Here is a 21,780-nt window from a genome sequence, read left to right on the forward strand (position 1 = left end):
AGATAAATTGTATATTTAATTGTTTCAATGTTTGTTTCATGACGATTTAATGATTCAGTAAGGAATAAATGTCTATGGAAAGTGTGTTTAGGGCTTGTATGCTGCTTAAATAATTCAGCCGGGTGTCGGTGGCTGTTTTTAGGCTGTACAAATATTCCATATAACTGCTCTCCCCTGCCTTATAACCTGCTTCGGATGCACGCACCAGGCTGTCCGCTCCAGCAATAGCCGTGCTCTTAAAATATTGATACAGCGCGAAATTTTGCTGGTAGAGAAGTATTTGGCCCTGAATCGCAGCAGACAACTCTTTTGCCTGTTGTTCGGCTTCGCTGGATAGGGCGGCTGCTTTCAGCTTACCGGCATTAACCCTGGCCTTGCCTGCACCAAAACTAAGAGGCACCGCTACTCCTACACTCAGGTAGCTGAATCTTTTATTGCCGCTTATCCAATGCTCCTGCCCCCCAATATTTTGAAAGCCTATCAGCGATTGATTGGCATATCCCAGGGTAAAATCGGGACCATTTTTAGCCTTTTCCACAGCCGCATCATTTTGTGCAATGACCGCCTTTTGTCTTAATGCGGCTATCCGAGGCAACCGGTCCAGTTTTGTCATCTGGCTGGAATCCAATAATTCTTCTAGGGTAATGGGGGTAAATACGCCTATGGGTGCTATCTGTAAGAAAGTATCTTCTGGTAGATTAATCAGGGCATGTAAACGCAATACAGCGGACTGCAACTGCACTTTATTATCATCTGCCATTAATGTGATTTCGCTCTTTTGCATCCGAGCAGTGGTCACATCCAGCCCTTTGGTATCTCCCGAGTGATACCGCAGTTCGGCAATTCTGATAAAATCCTGATATAGGCTATCCAGAAAATTAAGTTCTTTTTGAATTTGCTGCAGATAGACAATCTGATAGTATTGCAACCGGACGGCTTTTTTTATATCACGTAAGGCCAGATCCTTTTGTATTTGACTGAATGTAGTTTCAGACTGTGCTAGCAGGCGTCTGGCTTTAAATAAAGCGGGAAAAGGAATGGTTTGTGAGATCTGTACACTATTGTCAAAGCTGTTACTGCTGTATTGCCCCAAGTTGGAGGATGCACTTAGTTTTGGCAGCTCCGTAGCCGTATTCTCCAGGGTGACTGCCGCCTTGCTTTGCAGTGCAGCCGCTTTCAGGCTTCCATTATTTTTTAATGCCAATTCAATGGCCTCACTGGCCTGCCCGATTATGACAGATTTGTCATTGCCTGGTATTCGTTGTTGGGCATTTGCCGTATTAGTGATTAATCCCAGAAGTGGAATGATCAGGCTTTTAAGTAGATGATTCATTTTAAAGCGGGTTTTAACATGACTGATCAGATAAAGCAGAGGTAAAACAAACAAGGTTAAGAAAGTGGCCGTTAAAAGGCCGCCTATTACAACAGTCGCCAGCGGTTTTTGCACCTCTGCCCCGGCCCCTGTGCTGATGGCCATGGGTAAAAAACCAAGTGAAGCAACGGTGGCCGTCATCAGCACAGGTCTTAATCTTTGTTTTGTACCTGTTATGATACGTTGCATCACATCATCCATTCCTTCCCTTTTCAAATGATTAAAAGTGCCGATAAGTACGATGCCGTTCAATACGGCTACGCCAAACAGCGCGATAAAACCTACGCCCGCACTGATGGAAAAAGGCATGCCCCTGATCCATAAGGCCAGAATGCCGCCGATAGCACTCATGGGTATAGCCATAAATATCAGCGTCGCTTGTTTGATGGATTTAAAAGTCAGGTATAACAGCAAAAAAATCAGCAGTAGGGATATGGGGACTGCAATCATTAATCGCTGACTGGCCCTTTGCAGGTTTTCAAACTGACCTCCATAGGTCAGATAATACCCTGTAGGGAGTATAAGTTTTTTCTGCAGGACTTGCTTTATATCAGAGACGACATTAGTCACATCCCGGTTATGCACATTAAATCCAATGACCACCCGCCTTTTGCCTTCTTCTCTGCTGATCTGAGCAGGCCCCTCCTGAATAGAGATCGTTGCCAGCTGGGACAGCGGTATCTGGCTGCCCCCCTCAATAGGAATCATCAGATCGGCCACGTTTTCAATCCCTTGCCTGGACATACTGTCGAGCCTTAAAACAAGGTCAAACCTTCTTTCATTTTCAAAAACCTGTCCGGCCGCCTTACCGGCAAAGGCCGTCTGCAGTACCTCATTGACATCCTGTATATTAAGACCATATGCAGCCATACGGGACCTGTCATACTGAACCGTAATACCCGGTAATCCTACTGTTTTTTCCACAAATGGTTCGCTGACACCAGAGGTATGCTGAATCAGCCTGGCTATATTAGCTGCTGTAAGCGCAAGCGTATCCAGATCCTCTCCAAAAACCTTAATGGCAACGTCCTGTCGAATGCCCGTCATCAACTCATTAAAGCGCATCTGAATGGGCTGACTGGGCGAACTGATAACGCCAGGCAGGACTTCTAGCTTTTTCTGAATACTGTCTGCCAGGGCGTAAAAATCCTGGGTGATCTTCCATTCTTTTTTGGGTTTTAATACAACAATTAAATCTGATTGGTTCATGGGCATTGGATCGGTAGCTACATCAGCCGCCCCGGTTTTACCGACAACCATTTTAACTTCGTCAAATTGTTTGATTATTCTTTCTGCCTGCAGGGTCGTCTCTACCGTCTGCGACAGCGAGCTACCCTGAGGCAATACAAATTCAAAGGCATAGTCTCCCTCCTGAAGTTGTGGGATAAACTCACCGCCCATGTTTTTAAATAATAGTATGCAAAAGGCAAACAGTGCCACGGTGGTGATAATAATACTGTATTTAAACCGTATCGCTAATTGTAATAGCGGCTCGTAGCGTTTTTGGTAATAATGCATCATTTTGTCCGAAAAACTAACTTTTTCCCGTGGTCGCCTGGATAAACATAATGCGCTCATCATGGGAATATAAGTAAGAGACAATATCAGTGCGCCTAAAATAGCAAAGCTGACCGTTTTGGCCATGGGAATAAACATTTTGCCTTCAATACCGGTTAATGTTAATATCGGAATGTAGACAATCAGGATAATAATCTCTCCAAAGGCCGCACTGCTCCTTATTTTAGAAGCCGCCTGGAAGACTTCCGTATCCATCTGACCCTTTGTTAATGACTGGTCGGATCTTCTAAGGCCGAGATGATGTAAAGTAGCTTCCACGATAATGACTGCACCATCCACGATAAGTCCGAAGTCGATGGCACCCAGACTCATCAGATTGGCACTTACGCCAAATGCCCGCATGAGTCCCATGGCGAATAATAAGGAAAGCGGAATGGCAGAAGCTACAATGAGGCCAGCTCTCAGATTGCCTAAAAATATAACCAGTACAAAAATTACAATCAATGCTCCTTCTATCAAATTGCGCTCAACGGTACTGATTGCATTATGGACCAGTTTGGAGCGGTCCAAAAAAGGCTCGATCATAACATCGCCCGGCAGGGATTTTTGAATCTGGCTGATTTCTTGTTTGACGTTTTGTACAACCGCGTTACTATTGGCGCCTTTAAGCATCAGCACAATTCCGCCGACGACCTCTTTTTCTCCGTTATAAGTCATAGCGCCGTATCTGGGCGGGGCGCCGTAACCAATGGATGCAACATCTCTGATTAAAATGGCTGTGCCGCCCGGGCTCGTCTTCACGGGAATCTGCCCGATATCTTCCAGGGTTTTTACCATGCCGACCCCTCTGATAAAATACGCATTCGGTTTTTTGTCTATATATGCGCCACCGGTATTCTGATTATTTTTTTGTAGTGCAGTTAAGATTTCTGTGATGGTAACTCCCATGGCTTTTAACCGGTCCGGATTCACCGCCACCTCGTACTGTTTTGAAATCCCGCCGAATCCTGTTATTTCGGCTACGCCTTCAATCCCTTTTAACCTTCTGGCGACGACCCAGTCCTGCAGGGTTCTTAAATCCATGGCTGAATAATTGGCCTCGCTGCCTTTCTTGGGATGTATCACATATTGGTAGATTTCACCAAGGCCTGTGGTAACGGGAGCAAGTTCCGGTGTTGCGATGTCAGGTGGGATGTTTTTTTCCGCAGTCTTAAGTCTTTCTGCAATCAATTGACGGGCAAAATAAATATCCACATCGTCTTTAAATACCAGGGTGATGACACTAATGCCAAATCTTGAAAATGAGCGCATTTCTGTCATTTCCGGCAGGCCGGACATGGATGTTTCTATTGGAGATGTCACCAGTTGTTCCACTTCCTGGCTGGCCAGTGTAGGACAGTTGGTAATGATTTGCACCTGATTATTGGTGATGTCGGGAACAGCGTCAATAGGTAATTTAAAAGCGCTCCAGGTTCCCCAGATAATGAGACCAACGGTCAAAAATCCAATAATCAGCTTATTATTAATGCTGAATTTTATAATTCGGTCTAACACTTTTTGTAAAGGTTTGGGATCATTAAAAATTGTTTGGTCTGTCTCTTTCCTAAAAAGTGAAAAGTTGACAGGCGGCCGCCGTTCAATACTGATAGCAGGCTATTCAGCCTTTATCAGTAAGACCAGGACGCTTCAGTCTATGGTAGTACGATATAGGTATTATGGATTAGCCAACCACATGAGGATTTACCCACAAAAGCCGGGAGGCATTGCTTTGTTTCGGCTATATTAAATATTTACAGGAAAACCTATCGCCTGAATTTTAATCAGTACTATACAAAAAAGGAAGATTATCTGGCCGCATTAAATCAAAGCATTATAATTTAGGAGGCTGCAGTATGCTGGCAAAAAACTGGCCGTCAAAAGATTCGTTCTGAATCCAGTATTTGTTTTTTTTGATTGGAGCAAGAGAAGATAAATTGGTGACAATAAGTCCGGTGGCTTCCAGTGTGAGCGTTCTGGCACAGCAGCTGCACAGGCAAAAAGGACTACAATGATCCTGATGATCGCCATGGTTGCTACTAGGTTCCTGAAAGGTGGTTTGCCTATGAAGATCAGGCTGTGCATGTATATCACTGCATGGCATTACAGAAAGTGCCATGAGCGTTATACATAAAAAAAATGCCATCAGCTTCATATGGTCAAAGATAACTAAACTTTGAATGGACTACATAACTTTTTAAAAGACAGGCAAATTTTTAAATTGTCCTTAGGAACCTTGTTGCAAAACGCTATTTTGACGGGTGCGCTTATAGGTTACTATTTTATAATACCGATTATCCTAAGACGCTAATAATGAGTTCGGTTAATCTTCATCAAACCATTTATTCAAATGAAAAGAGATGCCTAAACTGCGATAATCTTCTTATATTTACACTCTAACTAATTTTTCCACTTTTATCTTTTCAAGTACATGAAAAAACTGCTTTTGGGGATATGCACTTTGCTGACAGGAGCCTTGTCGGCACAGATCACCCCGCTATGGCTGCAAAATCCAGCCATTTCTCCGGATGGGCAAACCATTGCATTTGGATATAAGGGTACGCTGTATACAGTCAGTGCTCAGGGAGGGACAGCCATTCCACTAACGCTTTTTGATGCACATAATATGATGCCCGTATGGAGTCATGATGGAAAACAAATCGCCTTTGCCAGCGACAGATACGGTAATTTTGATGTATTTGTAATGCCGGCCAGCGGAGGAACACCCAAAAGGCTTACGATGAACAGTGCAGGTGATTATCCTTATGATTTTTCACCAGATAATAAAAAGGTACTGTTTAAATCTGCCAGAAATGCACCGGCTAAGAGTGTCCGGTTTAGCTCCTCGCTGTTTCCGATGGTCTATACCGTTGCGGTTACCGGAGGCCGCCCTTTGCTAGTCAGTGCTGCCGGTATGTCCACTGCTCATTATAATGCTAAAGGCAATGAAATTGTTTTTGAAGATATTAAAGGGTATGAAAGTGATCAGCGAAAGCACGCGACTTCTGCCGTGACCAGAGATATCTGGGTCATGGATATTGCAAAGAATACCTATAGAAAAATCAGTGCCTTCAAAGGAGAAGACCGGGAGCCGATTTTTGCAGCTGACGATAATAGTATTTATTACCTGAGTGAGAAAAACGGAACGCAAAATGTGTATCAACAGACGGCAGATCTGAATGCTGCCCCTACTCTACTCACTGATTTTAAAGACAATCCCGTTCGTTATTTAAGCCGGTCCACAGATAATACACTATGTTTTACCTGGAACGGAGAAATTTATACCCTGCGCGGGGGAGCCAAACCCAATAAGGTAATCATTAATCTATCCAATGACGGAGATGCAGGAATTGCCAAAGAAAAAAAAGTAAACGGGAATATCAGTGAATTTGCACTCTCGCCTAACGGGAAAGAAATTGCATTTGTCTCCAGAGGAGAGGTTTTTGTGACTGCTGTAAAAGACGGAGAAACCAAACGTATAACCAATACTGCTGAACAGGAAAGGATGGTTCAGTGGGCACCGGATGGCAGGTCCCTGATTTATGCTACAGAAAGAGGCGATAGCTGGGATATTTATAAGGCATCGATAATCCGCAAGGAAGAACCTTATTTTTACGCTTCTACAGTTATTAAAGAAGAGCCACTGATTGCAACAGATAAGGATGAGTATCAGCCCAAGCTTTCTCCCGATGGTAAAAAGATTGCCTACGTGGAGGAGCGCAATGTATTGAAAGTATACACGATCGCCACTAAGAAAACGGTTACGCTATTGCCAGAGGGTCATAACCATTCCTATTCAGACGGTGACTGGGATTTTAACTGGAGTCCGGATAGCCGCTGGATAATCACAGATGATGAAATGGGGTATTTCGCCTCCAGCAATACAGCGCTCATAGCAGCAGATGGTACGGGTACGATTACTTATCCCGTCAACAGCGGATTTGGAGAATATAATGCCAAATGGGCTTTAGGGGGTAAGATGCTGACCTGGGAAAGCAGCAAACTAGGCAGAAAATCTCTGGCCAGCCAGGGAAGCCAGGAAGTTGATGTATATGGTGTTTTCTTTGATAAAGAGGCCTATGATCAATTTATTTTAAGCAAAGAAGATTATGCCCTGCTAAAAGAGAAAGAAGCCAAGCCCGATACAGCCAAAGGAGAAGGCCATAAAGTTACCACGGCCTTAACTGCCCATGACCCGAATAAACAAAAAGATAGTACGGCCAAAGATAATAAGGATTCTATCCTGAAACTTGATTTTACCGATCTTGAGCAAAGGCAGGTCAGGCTGACGATAAACAGTTCTTCCATCAGCGATTATGCACTGTCCAATGATGGTTCCAAACTCTATTACCTGACGGCTTTTGAAAAGGGGTTTGACCTTTGGGTGACTGAGCCCAGATCACATGACACCAAAATTTTGGCTAAATTAAGCGGATCTCCCAGTAATTTGGAAATGAGTAAAGACGGGAAAAACCTGTTTATGAGTTCAAATGGCGGATTGATCCAGGTGGATGTTGAGTCTGGCAAAGTAACACCTATTTCTATAGACGGGAATATGATGCTGGATGCCACCGCAGAGCGCAGGTATATTTTTGAGCATGCATGGCGCCAGGTAAAGAAAAAACTCTACGCACCGGATATGAATGGGGTGAATTGGGACGGTTATAAGAAAGTTTATGAGAGATTCCTGCCACATATAAATAATAATTATGATTTCGCCCTCCTGCTCAGTGAGATGCTGGGAGAACTGGATGTTTCTCATACAGGGGGTCGTTATTATCCTAACCACACCAATCAGGATGAAACCGCTTCGCTGGGGCTTTTATATGATGAAACATACATGGGTAAAGGCCTTAAAATTACGGAAGTGATTGCTGGAGGTCCCATTGATCGGACCAAGTCTAATATTAAAGCCGGTGATATTTTGTTGCAGATCAATCACCAGCCCATTACGGATAGTATTGACTGGGCGGTTCTCTTGAATCATGAAGCAGGAAAGAATGTTCTTTTAACACTCATGGGTCCTGATAAAAAGACCTGGGAGGAGAAGATCAGACCCATCAGCCTAGGTAAGGAAGCCGATCTCATGTATAAGCGCTGGACAAAGATTATGGAAAATATGGTCGATAAACTTAGTGGAGGCAAAATCGGTTATGTACATGTTCAGGGAATGAATGATGGCAGTTTTAGAGAGACATTTGACCAGGTAATGGGTAAAAACAGAGAGAAACAAGCCTTGATTGTAGATACCCGCTTTAACGGAGGCGGATGGCTGCATGATGATCTGGTAACTTTCCTGTCTGGAAAAAATTATCTGCGTTTTGCGCCTCAGGGAAATTTATTGAAAGGTGGTGAACCTTTAAATAAGTGGCAAAAACCTAGCTGTGTATTAATGAGTGAAAGCAATTATAGTGATGCATATATTTTCCCTTACGCATATCAGGAACTAAAAATCGGAAAACTGATTGGTATGCCTGTAGCGGGAACCGGGACTGCCGTTTGGTGGGAAAGACAAATAGATCCGACTCTCATTTTTGGAATCCCGATGGTAGCTACTATTGGCAAAGAAAATCGTCCTACTGAAAGATTACAAATCGAACCAGATATTAAGGTGCCCTTATCTTATGAGGATTTCTTAAAGGGACAAGATGATCAACTGGAAGCAGCAGTTAAGGAAATGTTGAAAGAAGCAGCGGCCAATGGTCAGCGGCAATTACCATAAATCCTTTGGTTGTATGATGCATGATCAGGTTCTGCCTTCAAATTCAAAAATGGAGGCAGAACCTTTTTTAGGCCTAATAACGACTTAAAGAAAATACGACTACCTGCCATTGAGTTGAGGCCTACGGTTAGAAAAGAAAGCTAAATCAATCAAAAATGGATGGTCCATCAGACTCTGAAATTGCTGGGACTCGTTCCCGTATGCTTTTTAAAGAAATTTGAAAAATGTGCGGTTTCTTCAAAGCCCAGGGTATAGGCAATCTCCGAAACATTTAAGGTAGTCTGTCTGAGTAGAATTTTGGCCTCCTGTATTAAGCGGCCGCTGATAATATCCGTGGTGGATTTACCGGTGAGTTCTTTTATGGTTTTATTGAGATGATTGACATGTACAGCCAGCCGGTTGGCATAATCGCTGGCGGTTCTAAGTGTCAGCCTGTGCGTTTCTGTACCGGAAAATTGTCTTTCCAGCAGTTCTATAAATAAGCCGAGGATCCGTTCTGCTGCGTTTTGTGGGATTCGGATACTTTCTTTGGGTTGTAGTTGCTGACCATAATGAATCAGCTCCATCACATAATTTCTGATCAGATCATATTTGTAAGGATAATCCGCCATAATTTCTTTTTGCATTTTAAAAAAAATATGACTGATCTCTTCCCATTTTGATTTGGAAAGTTCAAAAACGGGTATGCCTGTAGCGTTAAATATGGGAAGTGAGTCTATTTGTAATCCTGTTTTAGCAGGGGCTAAAAAATCTTCCGTAAAAACACAAAACTGGCCATCCGGTACACCCTCTAACGGAAACCAATGATAAGGTACCTTTGGCGTTGCAAATAACAATCCGTACTGCTCTATTTGAATAATCTTATCTGCATACTCAGCCCTGTTTTTGCCACGCATGCAACTTATTTTGTAATAGGCCCTGCGATTATAGGGCATAATTTTCTTTTCAATAGCATGCTTATAGGTCTGTTGAATATCAAATACATTAAAATGCCCCACTTCTTTTTGAAAATCAGGCGGTAACAAGGCTTCCAGCATCTGAGATGAATTACCTGCAATTTCCTGGTAAAATTCTTCCAGGGTCGTAGCTTTATGAGGGGTCATTGTATGGGTAAAAATAAACAGAAATTTTCATAAAATGAATAGCCGGCTTACCGGATGAGTCCCTGCGAGGTTAATTTTTCAAAAGCCATGATGACACCCGGCACTACAGGGGACTGTTCTTTATATTCCGCTAAGGAAAAATAGCGAATAGCTCCAATCTCACTTGTCGGCTGATAATTTCTATTAGCCGGGCCTATAAAACAATCCTGTTCCATCATGGTTCCAGCCTTTTCGCCAAATGCAGGGGCGGTGATATGATAAAAATATTCCAGCTCCCGCGCACTTAGCAGCACCCCTAACTCCTCCTCTATTTCCCGAATTAAGGACTGCATGGGCGTTTCTGTATGATCCAGCTTGCCGCCTGGCAAATACCAGGCTTTTTTATTTTTACTGTAGGCCAGTAAAAGTTTGTTATCTTCTATTACCAGAAGACCGGCCGTAGGGATGGTGTTTAAGGCATGATTCACCCCAGAGGAAGAATTCTTTATATTTAGATTATTTTGCATATAGAAAAGCTAAGTTTTCCTGATTGATTTCCAGGTCCATTTTAAGGCTGCTTTTTGTTAAAGAAATCTTTAATCCCTTTTCCTAACAGCTCAAAGGCATCTAAAGAGCGGTTGAGCGGACTTAAATTGATTTCTTCATAATTGTCATCCCCTGTGATCATGCCTTCCTGTTTAGGGAAGATGATGATTTTATTGTTTTGCTCAAAATACTTGTCCAATTTATAATGCAGGTGGTCTTGTACGCCCATATAAGAGACTGAGCCATTTCTTGCGGATACCACGACAAATAAGTCTTCCGGTTTGACAAACCGCGTAAAGCTGACAAAATTATCCCAATCTTCAAAGCCATGGTAAAAATAAGAGATATTCACGCCCATTTTATGAAGCTTCTGTTTAAAGGCACTATGGGTATGCGTATGTCCATAATGAAATACAGGTACCGTGAGTTCTTCTGCCAGCCGGATGACTTTATGCACCCATAGATCAAACCCTCTTTCCAGTTCAGCCAATGGTGGTGATGCAATGACAATTCTCTTATTTGCAACAAGCGGACTTTGCAGGCGGCAAATAAAAAGATTTTTATCTACACTGCGAATAATACCTTCCATTTTTTCTCCTATAAATAAATCCAACATACGGGCCCTGTTCGGCCAACTGGTAATGACTAAATCGGCCATGGATTCTTTAGCTACCCTGGCTATACCACTAGCTGCGTTGTGGTCTAATGTGGTTACAATATTAGCCTTGACTTCCGTGGCAGATGCCAGCGTAATAAATTCATGGAGCTTATTACGGGATTTCAGGATATTTTCCTCTGCCTCCTGATTATTGGGAACGACTGATAATATGGTAATGGGCGCCTGTGATTTTTTATTTTTAATCAGGACAGCCAATTCGAGTAATTTTTCAAATTTAATGGCTTTAGAGGCGGTCACAATAATATTCTCTTTATTACCGGTCTCCTTTTGTTCAGCCTCAATACCCTTGGTTTCATTTTCGATTAAAATGGCCTTAGCGGACCGTTCAGTGACCAAGGAGGACACAATACAAGTAATCAGAATCAGGATAATGGTTCCGTTTAAAATGTTTTCATCCAGAATTTTTGCTTCATACCCTACCAGGATAACGGCCAGTGTTGCGGCTGCATGCGAGCCGCTTAGGCCAAAGATGATGCCTCTTTGATCCTTGGACAATTTAAAAATTTTCTGAGTACTCCAGGCAGCCAGCCATTTACCACTGATAGCCACAATGGATAAGGTGCCTGCTACCAACAAGGCCATCGGACCTGCCGTGATTACCTGAATATTCACCTGCATGCCGACGGCAACCAGAAAAAAGGGGATAAAAAGGGAATTTCCGATAAATTCTATGCGGTTCATGAGTGCCGAGGACTCCGGTATTAATTTATTGAGCGCGAGGCCTGCCACAAAGGCCCCGATAATTGGCTCCAATCCAATAACCTGAGAAAGAAAAGCTGCAAAAAACACCACAGCTAATACAAAAATATAGTGCGCATGTTTCTCACTTTCCATTTTCTGGAAAAACCATTTGGCGATTCTTGGAATGACCAGGAACATAAAGGCCGAAAACAATATAATGGCAATCCCCAGACTAATAAAAAACTCTTCAGACAAACCCCCTCTGGATTTGCCCAAAATAATGGCCAGTATAATCAATACGGCTGTATCCGTCAGAATGGTCCCTCCTACCGTCAGTGCTACGGATATGTTTTTAGAAACACCAAGCTTACTGACAATGGGGTAAGAAACCAATGTGTGGGTAGCAAACATACTGGCCGTCAGAAAACTGGCATCAAAATCATACCCCAGTATATAGCGACATACCGGGTATCCTATAATCAGGGGCAAAAAAAACGTAAAAAAACCAAATACCAGGCTTTTATTACGATGTTTTTTAAATTGCTGCAGGTCTAGTTCCAACCCGGCAATAAACATGATATATAGAATACCTATTGTAGAAAATAAATGGATAGCAGAATCATTAGCAATGATATCCAGACCTTTTGGACCAATTATAATGCCTGAGATAATCAACCCAATCAGGCCGGGCAGATTAAATCTTTTTAAGACAATGGGCGCAAAAAGAATAATAAACAGAATTAAGGAAAATATCAGCACAGGGCTAGACAATGGTAGCTGAAATTCCTTAATGAGGTTTTGAAAAATTTGCTGCATGCAGGACTTGTTCTGTGGTTAATAACTAGGGTAAATCAGGTAATAAAAGCCACATTAATCGTTATAAATAATTAAGTAATTATCTGGATTAAAGATAGGAAATCTGAATAAAAAAAGCAGGTTATTTAATAGATAACTTACCTGGTTTTCGATGTTTTTTCGCAGAAAAGACGGCAAAACGTTAAATTTTCCAAATAAATTAGCAGGATTAAATTCCTGAATTTTATCTTTTTTGATTACTTCCGCCCGGACTGTGGAGTAGGTTGCGGTGTTAAAATTGGATCTTTTTTACATTAGGAGCATTTTTTGTGGCTAGATTATATAAAAGTAATATCATGAAAATACCTACCATTAAATACACAATACTCATTATGGCTACCACTCTAATACTTGGCTGCGGACGTGGAGACCGGCAACATCTCAACGATAACCCCAATGATTTAGGAATGCCCGATAGCCCGACCGTAAGCGACAGCCCATTGCCCGGCCAACCAAATGGTTATGCTCCGGCCGGCAGTGGCAATACGAAAGACACTGCGACGGTTGGTGTGGATAGCACTACCAGGCAAGCTTACCAATAAGGGAATGGATCAATAATAAGATTCCTATTAACAGTAGTAAAAGGTAAACGACTTTAAAAAATAGCCGGGTAGACAATTTAGCATTTAACCAGCGTCCCAGATAAATAGCCGGTAAGGCGGCAGGCAATGCAACTAAAAAGTCATAACAGACTATGGGCGTAACCAGAGATTTTGCAAAAAAGCATAATAATGCGATTCCGCTTGCCGGTAAAAAGTAAGCCTGCAAGGTAGCTCTGAATTGTGTTGCATTCCAACCCGCTCTGTCTCCATAAAATACCAGCGGCGGCCCATTTAGTCCGTAAGCGCCCCCTAATACCCCGGAGAGAAACCCCATCAGTATGAGCAATACCGTTCTTTTTTGGTGTGGCTGCTTTTTCACAACAGGTTTTTGTAAACTATAGAGGGCGAAAACCGCGATAAATAAACCTAAGAGCAATTTTGTCCACTGCTCTTCTACCTGCAGCATTAAAAACAATCCAAGTGGAATACCTGGAATGGCGGATAAGATGAGAGCCTTGGCATCCTTTAAGTGTATATGCTGATGATCCTGAATCAGGATTAACAGGGCAATGGAAACAGAGAGCATAAGGGCCAGTGGGACGGCCACTGATAAAGGTAATAACAGGGCAAGTAAGGGAACCGCCACCAGGGCTTCACCAAATCCAAAAGCTGACCTGATGAAACTGGCCAGAAAACTGATTAAAATAATTGCCGGAATAAATTGCATAATATAAAGCAGATAGCCGCTTTGCCCGAGCAAAACGGCTATCTGAAAAAATTAAATATCAAAAATTAAAACAAGTTAGAGCCTTCAGTTATGCTTCGCAACTTTTACAGCTCACCAGATTAGTAACCATTTCTTTGGAGACACTCTGGCTGCGTTGATAGTAAATAGTTTTTACGCCCAGTTTCCAGGCCTCGATAAATAACCGGTTCACCTCTTTGATTGGAAGGTTGGACGGGATATTCACATTCAGGCTCTGAGACTGATCCACGTATTTCTGACGTATGGAAGCCTGTTGAATAATTTCCAGCTGACTGATTTCTTTGAAGGTTTTAAATACTTCTTTTTCCTCTTCACTAAGTTCTGCCAAGTGTTGTACAGATCCATGGTTAAGCATAATGCTTCTCCAGGTATCCTCATTGTCAATTCCTTTTTGTTCCAGTAATTGCTTCAGGTATTTGTTTTTACGCATGAAGTTCCCTTTGGAAAGGCCTACTTTATAGTAGTTACTGCTGAAGGGCTCAATTCCGGGAGAAGTCTGTCCTAATATGGCTGATGAGGAAGTAGTCGGTGCAATGGCCATGAGGGTTGTATTCCTAAGGTTATACCCCTGCAACAAATCAGGTTCACCATAAATCCATGCCAGGTCGCGACTGGCCTTTACAGCTTTTTCACTGATGTCCTTGAAAATGGCATTGGTCAGTTGTTTGGCCTGCATGCCTTCAAAAGGAATCATATTTTTTTGAAGATAAGAATGCCAGCCCAGCACACCAAGACCTAAGGCGCGGTGTCTCTTGGCAAATTTATGGGCAGCTTCTAAATAGAAATTACCTTCAGACTTAACGATGAACTCCTGAAGTACGGCGTCCAGGAAGAAAATTGCCAGTTTAACCGCATCGGTATCTTTCCACTCATCATAAAGTTCCAGATTCATAGAAGCCAGGCAGCAGATGAATGATTCATCTTCCGTGGAAGGAAGCATGATTTCTGAACACAGATTGGATGCGTGGATGGTCAGGTTTTTATCCTTATAGACCTGTGGTCTGTTTTTATTGACATTATCGGAGAAGAACAGATAAGGCAGTCCTTTTTGCTGGCGGCTTTCCAGAACTTTGGCCCAGATTTCTCTTTTACGGATATCGCCATCAATCATTTCCTGCATCCAGTAATCTGGTATGCAGACTCCGTAAAACAGATTCTGAATGGGGTGACCGATATCTTTAATGGACAGGAATTCTTCGATGTCACCATGATCAATATCCATGTAAGCAGCAAAGGCACCCCTGCGCACTCCTCCTTGTGAAATGGTGTCCATTGCCGTGTCAAACAGGCGCATAAAACTAACCGCCCCGGTACTTTTACCGTTATCTGTAATGGAACTGCCGCGTTCGCGAAGTCCTCCAAAGTAAGCTGAAGTACCACCTCCCAATTTCGTCTGCATGATAACTTCACCCAGTTTATGCGTAATTCCTTCAATATTATCCGGAATATGTACATTAAAGCAAGAGATGGGCAGACCTCTTTCGGTTCCCATATTGGCCCAAATCGGAGAGCTCAGACTCATCCAGCCTCTTTCCACAATTTCTTTGAAAGCGTCCTTTAACTCGGGTTTGTACAGACGCTGAGCGACTGCTGAACAAATTCTTTCGATAGCTCCTTCTACCGTTTCTCCTTTTAAAAGATAGCCGCTATTAAGAATGCGTTCACTCTCCTCATTTTTCCACCAGAGTTTTTCATGTTCGTAGTTTTGGATGAGCGCCGGTCCGTTGGACTGGGCATTAGCGGCTGCCGCTGTTTCAAATAAATTGGTCATGTGCATTCGGTTTTATATGGTACACAAATAGGTGTGATGGTGTCAAATTAATTAGAATAAATCATTAGCTGAGATACTCTTGTCGTGTTTTGTATAATCTACAGGACGTTTTGCAAAAAAGTCATCCAGTGTATTGGAAAAGACCTCTTCTTCAAACCATACCATAGGAGCAATTTCGTCGGCTGTTACATTAAAAATAGCAGGAACGCCAATTTTCACCAGGCTTTCATCTGCTCTTTTTTTCATAAAATTAGCCAGATCTTGCTTATTGATAATGTCAATTTCGCCCGCGCTGAAGATCCAATCCAGAATCCGCTCTTCGGTTTCAATAGATTTTTTCACCATGTTGCGGACATGGTCCAGATGCTCTGCAGTGAATATCTCAGGATATTCTTCCCGGAGCTGATTCACCAGATAGATACCGGCATTGGCATGTACCTGCTCGTCAACAGAGGTCCAGGCAATGATATTGCTGACGTTTTTCATCAACCCTTTAAAACGGGTAAATGCCAGGATAACGGCAAACTGACTAAACAGGCTGACATTTTCAATCAGAATAGAAAACATGATCAAAGAGGTGACATATTCTTTCTGATCGTGAGAGCCGGCTGTCTGCAGCGCCTCGGACAGATAAGAGATACGCTCCCGCATTACGGGAACTTTGAGCAGATTTTCAAAATAGTTGTTATAACCCAATACTTCCAGAAGACGGCTGTAGGCTTCAGAGTGTCTGAATTCGCATTCAGCGAAAGTAGCGCCAAGGCCATTAATCTCCGGTTTTGGAAAATGATGATAAAGATTACCCCAGAATGATTTAACGGCAACTTCGATTTGTGCGATGGACAGCAGGCTGTTTCTGATGGCATGTTGCTCTGCATCATTTAAGCTGGAATGGAAATCCTGAGTGTCCGCCGTAAAGTCGACTTCGGAGTGTACCCAAAATGAAGTATTGATCGCTTGCGTAAACTTAAGTATTTCAGGATACTCAAAAGGCTTATACGCTACTCTTTTATCAAAAAGTCCCATATTATTACAAAATTAAAGTGTGAATAAGCTTCCTGTATCATTAAAATTATGATGCAAAACAAAATAACAAATGACTAAGGGATTGAACTGATTTTTCAGAACAAAGTCAAAGTTCATCATTCATGGCAAATTTTTTAATTAAAGTAATCAACAGGTGTGCATAATAAACTATTGCGATTATATTCCTTATGAATCAGATGGTTTTACATATAATTCTAACTTTACTATTTATGGTTTCTGCAAGGAAATTGTCACTTCTGAAACGGTCTTTTTCCCAAAAATAAGGCATGGAGCCATACGCCCCTGAAATACGTGTAAACCAGGATTTACATATTATTTATATTAATAATGCTTGTATTATAAAATAAATGGATCTGAGGAGGAATTCTTCAATCCCGGCGGTAAGGAGTGAAACAATTTTATGAAATTTTACCATAATTTGTAGCGAATGCCGATTTATGGACGTTCTGTTAAAAAACCACTTTAATTATGAGAAAATATGGCGGTCTGTTGTTTGGAGTAATTTTCTTTTTTGCAGGATGTTCAAAAGAACAAGTGAATAAAATTACCATTTGTCCCGTTGAGCCGACAGTGTACGGAAAATGGGCGATAAAGGATATTGAAGGACTGGAAGCGGTGGAATTTGCCGCAGGGTATAAACCAAACCAAGATACCATTCTAATGGGAAGTGATGGAAAATATTATTTTATCAATCAGGGTGATACCACGGACTTTGGAGAATTTACCTTAGGACATAATGAGGCTGTTAATGGCTTTGGCAGGATCCAGGCATATGATAGTATTATCTATCAATCCTCCAGGATGCTGACCAATGACGCTCCCCAGCCCGCAATATTTTATTTTAAAATAGGACCTGAAACTTTAGATATGAGTCCATCCTATTATAAGGATAGTTCTAACTACAAATTTATTATCCATTACATCAGACCCTAAACGAATTTACCAGTATACATTGTTTTTTAGTAGTGAATAGTTAAGCCACCTCATTTTGAGGTGGCTTTTTTCAGAAAAGGAAAACGCAAGATTATAAATAAATTAAATCAACTTGGGAATACCGTTCCCCATCAGTTTAGCCGGATCAGTCTCGGGATCAAAAATATCTATTAACGGTTTATTGTCTGACAGGCTATCCTCATCCAGGTCTTCATTCTCACCCACATCAACGGCAGGCTGGAATTTTGTTGATATAATAACTACTGAAATCAGACAAATAACAATGCCCATATAAATAAATGCCTGGCTGTAACTTATCTGGCTGGCAAATAAAAATCCAAAGAGCATACCTCCCAGGTTTCCTCCGGCTCCCACTACCCCTGCAACAGCTCCCATATTTTTTTTATCAATAAAGGGAACCATTCCATAGGTAGCCCCATTGGCCATTTTCAAAAACAGAGCAAAACTTATCATGGAGATAATAGCCATTAAAAAATTACCGGCCAGGGCAAAAATGATCAGACCCATGCCTTCCAAAGCCAGCATGGCTGCCAGATAACGACCTTTGCCACGCATGCCATACTTCGCCCCGATTTTATCAGAAAAAATGCCGCCCAGCGCTCTGGCAAAAAGATTCATACTGCCAAAAACACCAGCCCAGAAGCCAGCTCTGGATTGGCTGAGCCCAAACTGATCTACAAAATGGATGGAGGCAACATTGTCAAAAGTTATTTCTACCCCAAAACACATGGCATACGCCAGTGCCAGTGCCCAAATTTTCCAGTTACGTAAAATTCGCCAATCGATTTTTTCTTTTGCAGGGGATACTTTTCGCAGTTCAGCGAAATCACCGGCAGGCGTATCCTTCGTGTATTTATAGTATAACCAGGCCACCAGCCACATAAGCAAGCCTGGAACAATCATAGCATAGCGCCACGCCTGAGCCGGAGAATAACCAAAACCTATAATGGCAGTAAAAATAAGTGGCATGACCATATTGGTAATGCCTCCGCCCAGGTTCCCCCAGCCACCAGTGACAGCATTGGCCGTGCCTTTGATGTTGGGTGCAAACATTTGACTGGTATGGTACTGCGTTATAACAAAGGCTGCACCGATAATGCCAATAGCACCTCTGAAAATTAAAAATACAGTGTAAGTTTTAGCCAGACCCACCAGCATAACAGGCAGAGAACCTATTAGTAATAACCGGATGGCCGTTTTTCTTGGCCCCCATTTATCACATAGTACACCGATAATAAGCCTTGCTATTATGGTGGTGGATACAGATACAATTACTAAAACACCAACCTGTGCCTTACTGAGGTGCAGGTCTTCCCGAATGGTTGGCATGAGCGGCGCCAGTCCGAACCATCCAAAAAAGCAGATGAAAAACATCAACCAGGTAATATGGAATGTGCGCATCTGTATGCCTTTCAAAGAAAAAATATTCAGTTTGGTGAGTGGCAGCGATGAGCCTGCCATGTGGCTACGGCTTGTTATGTCATCAAATTTTTTAAAATTGTCCATAGTGGTTTTTTTGAGGTCAATATTGTGAGAGGGAGCAGTTAAATGCTGTCATCGGATTATAGACTGTCCCGTTGGAGCATTTCCAGGGATTCATTTGGATAGTCCAGGCAATAGTCTAGCGGTAGCCCTTGTAATTTAAAGTACAGGCTACAGGCAAAATTTAATAAGCATTGGTGCTTGTTAAATAATAAGCGCTTTAAAGGAGCGGCTGATAAAAATGTAAATGCATAGAAAAAGTTTAAAGGGTTATTAGGGTACCTGTTCCAGATAATTGAAATTATTCAGATGTGCAATTTTAATGACCCGATATTTATATTAATTTAATTTATATATTATATTTTAATTAGCATGTATTTATTAATAAAGGTCATTTGTAAATAATTATTTAGATAAAATTAAAAACAATTATTAAAAAAGAGAAATAATACATTAATAAGATTATATTTAATTATTTAGTATAATTATATTTATTAATGTAATTGTCCATTCAAGCTATGGATTCAAAATTGTATCGGCCCCATTTTCTCAAAATCGAATGAAAGTAAATATTTAAGAAAAGGACTTGCCGCCGCTCCTTAAATTTCTCGGGTGGTAAATCACATCATAATCTGGAGCATTTACGGATAGGAATACCAACTTAAGCTTTGAATGGTTGCTGTGTATTGTGTATGCGCACATGCCATTAAAATGATTATATTTATTTCCTTAAACTTTTTAACCTTGGAAGCACTTATAAATGCCATTGCTACTTACATCCCGCTATCAAATGAAGAAGAAGATTTAGTCGGTCAAATATTTCAAAGAAAGGAATTCAGGAAAAAAGATTTTTTGCTGAAAGAAGGTAACATTTGCCGCTCAGTCTATTTTATAGAAAAAGGCTTAGTCCGTTATTACGTCAACTTAGACGGGGAGGAAAAGACCACCTACTTTAATAAAGAAAATGAATTTGTTTGTGATTATATGAGTTTTCTACCCAAGTCTCCCAGTAAAGTCAATATTCAGGCACTGGAAGATGTCATTATTTGGAGCATTGATTATGACAACCTGCAGCGATTTTATCAAGAAATTAGAAATGGAGAGCGCCTGGGAAGGCTAGCCATTGAACAGGTCTATTTGCAGGCCATAGGACAGGTTGCGTCTTTTTATACAGATCCGCCGGAAATAAGATATCTTAACTTTATCCACACTTACCCGGATTTACAACAGCGTATTGCTCAGTTTTATATTGCATCCTATGTAGGCGTAAAGCCTCAGTCCCTAAGCAGGATTCGTCGTCGCATCACCAGCAGCCATTAGTTAACTCAGGTGCATTAAATTAAAATGACTCCTTTAGATCTTTGTGTTTTCAAAAAAACAATTATTTATGAAAACAACAAATGCAACGCAAAATTGGGGTTACCAAAACCCGTCTTTCTGGATGGCTCTTTTAATTGCTCTGATGATTATCATGGTGGGACTCAAATTCTTTTTTATTCCGGAACAAAGTGCCACAGATTTTGGTATTTCCTTTGACAGTTCCCGTGACATACCGTTTGGTTATATAAAGGGAATTCGTGATATTTTTTCAGGAATTGTTTTATTGCCGCTACTTTATTTCAGAATGAAGCGTGCAGTTGCCTGGGTATTGGCGATGGTCATTATTGTCCCTGTTACTGATTTTATACTGGTCTGGAAAGTCTCCGGTATTCAAAACTGGACTCATATGCTAATTCATGATCTGACCGTCCTTTATATAATTTTCACCTGTTATCTTTTATTCGGAAAGAAAAAATAAGAAAGAAAATTCCGGCACATGGATTATCCAATTATTGCTATTAGTATTTTCAACCATTTTTCTATTCCAGAAATAGCGAACTGCTTTTGTTGGTATTTATGCCCCCCACCAGTCCATCAGCTATACTGCCTCTTAAGGCACCAAAACCAACTGCTTTTACCGCTTCAAAAGCTATTCCTAAATCCTTTCCTCAAATTAATTCAATTAATGGCTAGCTAAACTATCAAGTTTTCTCCATATTGGACTATTCCAGAATCGGATGTCATTTAAGTTATATTTATAATTATCTATTTTATTTTTATTAAATCTTTCAAAGCGATCTCCGTGGATGCGATTTGATAGATCTCCAAAATCATGGGAATTCGTAAACATTGAGCCAATTTCTTCCAGCAAATAATCGCTATCTTTTTGTCTACCTATATAACTTGTCCCATTATAATACCATTTAAATTCATCATTGTTGGGTATCATTTGCTTTGCCGTGGGATTTTTTGATATCAAAATGAAAGCCAACTTATTATGCACAGGACTATAGACAATTGTATCAATAATTAATATTGTTGAATCATCGAAAGACGAATTATGGAAGAATATAATGGACCCCATTTTTTGGACAGGTTAATAAGATATAACTTTATAACGTAAAACCTTTCAAAAATGAGTAAAACAAGTCGCAGGAAGTTCACCTCAGAATTCAAAACCAAGGTCTGTTTGGAGGCCATTAAAGAGCAGCAGACCATAGAAGCACTAAGTAAGAAATATGACATACACCCCACTCAAATAAACACGTGGAAAAAAGAGTTTTTAGCCAAAGCCAGTCTCGTTTTTGAGAAGGATGCACCTGCTGATCAGTCTGAGGATCAGGCCTTAAAAGAGAATCTATATGCAGAAATAGGAAGACTTAAAATAGCTAATGATTTTCTAAAAAA

Annotated in this window: 16 protein-coding genes; 6 read left to right on the forward strand and 10 right to left on the reverse strand. The window is 41.2% G+C overall.

Annotation, left to right across the window (positions count from 1 at the left end; translation table 11 throughout):
• Positions 1–46: 46 nt before the first annotated feature.
• A complete protein-coding gene (locus BLU80_RS18330; protein WP_091401294.1) occupies positions 47–4,444 on the reverse strand; it encodes a CusA/CzcA family heavy metal efflux RND transporter in 4,398 nt (1,465 codons plus the stop codon).
• A gap of 316 nt (positions 4,445–4,760) precedes the next feature.
• Entirely contained in the window at positions 4,761–5,081 is a 321-nt protein-coding gene (locus BLU80_RS18335) for a DUF6660 family protein (RefSeq protein WP_091401296.1), read from the reverse strand.
• 276 nt (positions 5,082–5,357) lie between these two features.
• Here BLU80_RS18335 and BLU80_RS18340 point away from each other — a divergent pair, with 276 nt between their 5' ends.
• Complete coding sequence (locus BLU80_RS18340; protein ID WP_091401298.1) at positions 5,358–8,648, forward strand: S41 family peptidase; 3,291 nt, start codon at positions 5,358–5,360, stop codon at positions 8,646–8,648.
• Positions 8,649–8,815: 167 nt separating this feature from the next.
• Here BLU80_RS18340 and BLU80_RS18345 read toward each other — a convergent pair whose 3' ends face one another.
• From BLU80_RS18345 to BLU80_RS18355, 3 genes are read right to left on the reverse strand one after another with little or no spacing between them, the layout of a single operon-like run.
• Positions 8,816–9,751 carry a helix-turn-helix domain-containing protein gene (locus BLU80_RS18345; RefSeq protein WP_091401300.1) on the reverse strand — a complete coding sequence of 312 codons (936 nt, stop codon included), beginning with the start codon at positions 9,749–9,751 and terminating at the stop codon, positions 8,816–8,818.
• Between the two features lie 47 nt (positions 9,752–9,798).
• Positions 9,799–10,257, reverse strand: coding sequence for an NUDIX hydrolase (locus BLU80_RS18350; RefSeq protein WP_091401301.1), 459 nt, complete (start codon positions 10,255–10,257; stop codon positions 9,799–9,801).
• A 41-nt stretch (positions 10,258–10,298) separates the two neighbouring features.
• On the reverse strand, positions 10,299–12,452 hold the full coding sequence (locus BLU80_RS18355) for a cation:proton antiporter (protein ID WP_091401303.1): 2,154 nt from the start codon (positions 12,450–12,452) through the stop codon (positions 10,299–10,301).
• 335 nt (positions 12,453–12,787) lie between these two features.
• On the opposite strand from BLU80_RS18355, the gene BLU80_RS18360 reads away from it, so the two are divergent.
• Positions 12,788–13,033, forward strand: a complete 246-nt coding sequence (locus BLU80_RS18360) for a hypothetical protein (RefSeq protein WP_091401305.1) — start codon at positions 12,788–12,790, stop codon at positions 13,031–13,033.
• Here the strand turns inward: BLU80_RS18360 and BLU80_RS18365 are convergent.
• The 3 genes from BLU80_RS18365 to BLU80_RS18375 all read right to left on the reverse strand — a co-directional run bounded on the left by BLU80_RS18365 (position 13,011) and on the right by BLU80_RS18375 (position 16,596).
• A complete protein-coding gene (locus tag BLU80_RS18365; protein WP_091401318.1) occupies positions 13,011–13,760 on the reverse strand; it encodes a sulfite exporter TauE/SafE family protein in 750 nt (249 codons plus the stop codon). The two genes, BLU80_RS18360 and BLU80_RS18365, sit on opposite strands and share 23 nt — an antisense overlap.
• 88 nt (positions 13,761–13,848) lie before the next feature.
• Entirely contained in the window at positions 13,849–15,570 is a 1,722-nt protein-coding gene (locus BLU80_RS18370) for a ribonucleoside-diphosphate reductase subunit alpha (protein WP_091401306.1), read from the reverse strand.
• 51 nt (positions 15,571–15,621) lie between these two features.
• Positions 15,622–16,596, reverse strand: a complete 975-nt coding sequence (locus BLU80_RS18375) for a ribonucleotide-diphosphate reductase subunit beta (protein WP_091401308.1) — start codon at positions 16,594–16,596, stop codon at positions 15,622–15,624.
• A 489-nt stretch (positions 16,597–17,085) separates the two neighbouring features.
• On the opposite strand from BLU80_RS18375, the gene BLU80_RS18380 reads away from it, so the two are divergent.
• Positions 17,086–17,550 carry a hypothetical protein gene (locus BLU80_RS18380; protein WP_091401309.1) on the forward strand — a complete coding sequence of 155 codons (465 nt, stop codon included), beginning with the start codon at positions 17,086–17,088 and terminating at the stop codon, positions 17,548–17,550.
• 102 nt (positions 17,551–17,652) lie between these two features.
• On the opposite strand, the gene BLU80_RS18385 is transcribed toward BLU80_RS18380, so the two are convergent.
• Positions 17,653–19,077: a NarK family nitrate/nitrite MFS transporter gene (locus BLU80_RS18385; RefSeq protein WP_244519012.1), complete on the reverse strand. Its 1,425-nt coding sequence runs from the start codon at positions 19,075–19,077 to the stop codon at positions 17,653–17,655.
• 720 nt (positions 19,078–19,797) lie between these two features.
• Between BLU80_RS18385 and BLU80_RS18390 the strand changes: the two genes are divergently transcribed.
• Complete coding sequence (locus tag BLU80_RS18390; RefSeq protein WP_091401321.1) at positions 19,798–20,373, forward strand: Crp/Fnr family transcriptional regulator; 576 nt, start codon at positions 19,798–19,800, stop codon at positions 20,371–20,373.
• Positions 20,374–20,440: 67 nt separating this feature from the next.
• The gene (locus BLU80_RS18395; protein WP_091401311.1) at positions 20,441–20,851 is read left to right on the forward strand and encodes a DUF4267 domain-containing protein; all 411 of its coding nucleotides are present in this window, start codon (positions 20,441–20,443) and stop codon (positions 20,849–20,851) included.
• A 204-nt stretch (positions 20,852–21,055) separates the two neighbouring features.
• Here BLU80_RS18395 and BLU80_RS18400 read toward each other — a convergent pair whose 3' ends face one another.
• A complete protein-coding gene (locus BLU80_RS18400; protein WP_139188205.1) occupies positions 21,056–21,322 on the reverse strand; it encodes a hypothetical protein in 267 nt (88 codons plus the stop codon).
• A gap of 186 nt (positions 21,323–21,508) precedes the next feature.
• Between BLU80_RS18400 and BLU80_RS18405 the strand changes: the two genes are divergently transcribed.
• A partial coding sequence (locus tag BLU80_RS18405) for a transposase (RefSeq protein WP_139188206.1) occupies positions 21,509–21,780 on the forward strand: 272 nt, incomplete at its 3' end.

The sequence above is a fragment of the Arachidicoccus rhizosphaerae genome, from assembly GCF_900107765.1.
Classification (GTDB): domain Bacteria; phylum Bacteroidota; class Bacteroidia; order Chitinophagales; family Chitinophagaceae; genus Arachidicoccus; species Arachidicoccus rhizosphaerae.

What these genes read in the sequence shown, in the direction of transcription:
- BLU80_RS18365 (WP_091401318.1), bottom strand. Translation starts at nt 13,760, where the DNA reads ATGCAATTTATTCCGGCAATTATTTTAATCAGTTTTCTGGCCAGTTTC.
- BLU80_RS18370 (WP_091401306.1), bottom strand. Translation starts at nt 15,570, where the DNA reads ATGACCAATTTATTTGAAACAGCGGCAGCCGCTAATGCCCAGTCCAAC.
- BLU80_RS18355 (WP_091401303.1), bottom strand. Translation starts at nt 12,452, where the DNA reads ATGCAGCAAATTTTTCAAAACCTCATTAAGGAATTTCAGCTACCATTG.
- BLU80_RS18360 (WP_091401305.1), top strand. Translation starts at nt 12,788, where the DNA reads ATGAAAATACCTACCATTAAATACACAATACTCATTATGGCTACCACT.
- BLU80_RS18400 (WP_139188205.1), bottom strand. Translation starts at nt 21,322, where the DNA reads ATGATACCCAACAATGATGAATTTAAATGGTATTATAATGGGACAAGT.
- BLU80_RS18335 (WP_091401296.1), bottom strand. Translation starts at nt 5,081, where the DNA reads ATGAAGCTGATGGCATTTTTTTTATGTATAACGCTCATGGCACTTTCT.
- BLU80_RS18385 (WP_244519012.1), bottom strand. Translation starts at nt 19,077, where the DNA reads ATGGACAATTTTAAAAAATTTGATGACATAACAAGCCGTAGCCACATG.
- BLU80_RS18375 (WP_091401308.1), bottom strand. Translation starts at nt 16,596, where the DNA reads ATGGGACTTTTTGATAAAAGAGTAGCGTATAAGCCTTTTGAGTATCCT.
- BLU80_RS18395 (WP_091401311.1), top strand. Translation starts at nt 20,441, where the DNA reads ATGAAAACAACAAATGCAACGCAAAATTGGGGTTACCAAAACCCGTCT.
- BLU80_RS18380 (WP_091401309.1), top strand. Translation starts at nt 17,086, where the DNA reads ATGAGAAAATATGGCGGTCTGTTGTTTGGAGTAATTTTCTTTTTTGCA.
- BLU80_RS18340 (WP_091401298.1), top strand. Translation starts at nt 5,358, where the DNA reads ATGAAAAAACTGCTTTTGGGGATATGCACTTTGCTGACAGGAGCCTTG.
- BLU80_RS18350 (WP_091401301.1), bottom strand. Translation starts at nt 10,257, where the DNA reads ATGCAAAATAATCTAAATATAAAGAATTCTTCCTCTGGGGTGAATCAT.
- BLU80_RS18345 (WP_091401300.1), bottom strand. Translation starts at nt 9,751, where the DNA reads ATGACCCCTCATAAAGCTACGACCCTGGAAGAATTTTACCAGGAAATT.